A 3,402-nucleotide genomic window follows, 5' to 3' on the forward strand; every position below is an offset into this window, starting at 1 on the left:
GCCAGTTCCCGGGCCCGGTGGAAGAGCGCGGTGGAGGCGGTGGCCTGGAGCGGGGGGCGGTTGGGGCCGCCCGTGATCTCGATCCCGGCCCCGTCCAGGACGGGGCGCAGTGCGCGGATCGCCCGGTCCACGCGGCTCTGCTCAGCGGCGTCGGCCACGCGTACGTCCACGGCGAACCCGCCCTGCGCGGGCACGGTGTTGGTGGTCGTCCCGGCGGACAGCACGGTGGGGGTGACGGTGGTGCCGTCCGCCGGGTTCGCGAGGGCGGTCACCGCGAGGATCTGGTGCGCGGCCTCGACGGCGGCGTTCACCCCGCGCTCCGGTTCGAGCCCGGCGTGGGCCGCCCGGCCGCGCAGCTGCACCTCGTAGCGGGAGACGCCCTTGCGTGCGGTCTTCAGCGCCCCGCCGGCCGCGGCCCCTTCCAGCACCAGCGCGGCCGCGCAGCCGGCGGCCTCCGACTCGATCAGCTCCCGCGAGGACGGGGAGCCCAGCTCTTCGTCGCCAGTGACCAGCAGGGTCACGCCGTCGACGTCGTCGAGTGCGGCCAGCGCGTGGAAGGCCATGGCCAGGCCGGTCTTCATGTCGTAGCAGCCGGGCCCGCGCAGCACCCCGTCGCGCACCTCGTACGGGCGGGTGGCGAGCGTGCCGGACGGCCACACCGTGTCGTGGTGGCCGAGGAGCAGGACCCGCCGGGGGCCGCTGCCCAGCCGCCAGCGCAGATGCGTCACGCCGTCCCGCACGAGGAACTCCGGCTCCGCACCGAGGCGTTCGGTGCCCAGGGCGGCGACCACCTCGGCGCAGCGTGCGACAGCGGCCAGGTCCGACGACGGCGACTCGGTGGTCACCAGCCGCTCGATGTCGTCGAGCATCGCGGGCAGCGCCGCCTCGAACCCGGACACCAGGCGGGGGTCCGGGGCACTGCGCTGCGGCCCTGCCACGTCAGGCCGCCTTCGGGGTGGCGCGGACGCCGAAGTGCACATAACGCTCGCCGGTCGGCAGGGCGTAGAAGGTCACGGGCGTCCAGGTGCGGCTGCCGGGCTGCCGCAGGAGGTAGAGGTCCTCGGAGACGGTCTCCAGCGCGAACTCCTGCACCGCTTGGGGCACCAGCTCGGCGAGCGGGCCCGTCGCGGTGTGCCGCAGCAGCGGCCCGTCGGGCCCGTCGAGGATCTCGATCCGGGCGCCGGCCCGCTCGTAGCGGCCGAGGTGGCGGCTCACGTCCACCGCGGGCCGTACGACGGGCGGCTCCAGCGGCTGCGGAAGCGCGACGTCCGCGAGCTCGGCGAAGATCTCCCGGAACAGTTCCAGGTACAGGTCGTGCGCGGCCCCGCCGTTGGTGAGGAGAGTGACGGCGAGGTCCTCGTCGGGCAGGATCCGCAGGAACGCCGACTGACCGATGGTGTTGCCGTCGTGGCCGATGAGCCGGCGGCCGCCGACGTCGAAGCGGATCCAGCCGAGCCCCCAGGAGTCCCCCAGCGTGTGCGGGTCCGGCAGTGCCACCTGCTGTTCCGTCATCACGCGGGCCGCCTCCGGGGAGAGCACCCGGCTGCCGTCCGGTGCGGCGCCCGCGGCCAGGTGCATGCGCGCGAAGGCCAGCACGTCGGCGGCCGTGGCGGTGATCAGGCCCGCGGGTCCGGCCGAGCGGTTCAGTCCCCAGACGGGGGCCGGCCTCGGATCCTCCTCCCCCTCGGCCGCGTGTCCTATCGCGGTGCGAAAACGCAGCGCCTCCTCCGGCAGCGTGACCGTGTGGGCGAGGCCCAGCGGGGCGCACAGCCGCTCCCGCAGGGCGCGGTCCCAGGTCATGCCGGTGAGCTGCTCGATGACGCGGCCGGCCAGCACGTAACCGGAGTTGCAGTACGAGAACGTCGCTCCGAGCGGATGGTTCTGCGCGGCCCCGTCGAGCTGCTCGACGTACTTCTCCAGGCAGTCGTCGCCGCGCCCGGTATCGGTGAACACGTCGCCGTCGATGCCGCTGGTGTGGGTGAGCAGGTGACGCATGGTCACCTTCTGGGTGGTCGCCGGGTCGGACAGCCGCAGTCCGGGCAGGACGTCGGTCAGCGGCGCGTCCAGGTCGAGGCGTCCCTCGTCGACGAGTTGCATGACCATCGTCGCCGTCCACACCTTGGTGATCGAGCCGATCTGGAAGAGCGAGTCGGTGGTCGTCGCCACGCCGGTGTCCTTGTTGAGCACCCCGTACGCGGCCTCGACGACGTCGGCGCCGCGCCGGATGCCGAGGACCGCGCCGGGCACCCGGTGCCGGGCTGCCAGTTCGGCCAGCCGCCGCTGCCAGTGCGCGAGGTCCGGCCGGGGCCTGCGCCCCGCGGCGTGCCGCTCCACCCAGTCCACGACGCGACGGTTCAGGTCGACGCGGTGCGAGGGCGCTCCGTCCAGCAGGAACAGGTGCGAGCCGCCCGGGTAGAGCACCAGCTCGGTGGGCACCCCCCGCTCGCGCAGCGCGGTGAACCACTGCTCGGCCTGCCCGACGGGGCAGCGTTCGTCGGCGCCGCCGTGCACCACCAGCGTCGGTGTGCGCACGCCCTGCACCTGGGAGTACGGGGAGAGTTCGGCGTACCGGGCCCGCTCCTGCCAGGGCGGCCCGCCCAGTTCGGCGACGCCCAGCATGCGGGCCTCGTCGCTGGTGCCGGTCATGCTCGTCAGATCGCTGACCACTCCCCCGGCGACAGCGGCGGCGAACCGGTCGTCGCGGCCGGTGAGGTAGCAGGTCATGTAGCCGCCGTAGCTGTAGCCGGCCAGCGCGAGGCGCCGCGGGTCGGCGATCCCCTCGGCGACGAGCACGTCCAGCGGTTCGAGGAGGTCCTGCGCGTCCGCCGCGCCCCAGCCGCCGAGGGCGGCGGTGAAGAACGCCTCGCCGTAGCCGTCGCTGCCGCGTGGATTGAGCAGCAGCACCGACCAGCCGCGAGCGACGAGCTCCTGGTGGTACAGGTGCACCGGGTCGGCCGTGCCGTTCCAGGCGTTGTGCGGGCCGCCGTGCACGTCGAGCAGGAGCGGTCCGGCGCCCTCGGCGGCCGGGTCGCGCAGCAGCCAGCCGTGCACCGTGGTGCCGTCGTGGACGGTGAACTCCCGTTCCTGCGGCGTGAAGAGTTCCACGTCGCCCAGGCCCGCGCCGTGCCCGGTGTGCACCTCCTCGCGTCCGGTGGCCAGGTCGACGGTGACGACCTCGCCGTACGAGGTGGGGGTGGACACGACGATCGCGGCGGTGTCGCCGACGGCGGACAGGCCGGAGACGACACGGCCCGCGCCGCCGGCCGCCACCCGGGCCGCGCCCGCGCCGTCGGCGTCCACGGCGTACAGGTGGGTGCAGCCGCGGTCGCGCAGGCAGAACAGCACGGACCCGCCGTCGTCCGTCGCCCTGGGCAGCGCACCGGGGTAACCGGGGCCGCCCGG

2 protein-coding genes are annotated in these 3,402 nt (G+C 74.6%); both read right to left on the reverse strand.

Annotated features, from left to right (window positions below):
• Positions 1 to 869 (reverse strand): M20/M25/M40 family metallo-hydrolase (locus tag G3I40_RS38310; protein WP_203645543.1); only part of this gene is annotated, 869 nt, incomplete at its 3' end.
• Positions 870 to 939: 70 nt separating this feature from the next.
• Positions 940 to 3,402 (reverse strand): serine hydrolase (locus tag G3I40_RS38315; protein WP_164559434.1); only part of this gene is annotated, 2,463 nt, incomplete at its 5' end.

It is taken from the genome of Streptomyces sp. SID14478 (assembly GCF_010548525.1).
Taxonomy (GTDB): Bacteria; Actinomycetota; Actinomycetes; order Streptomycetales; family Streptomycetaceae; genus Streptomyces.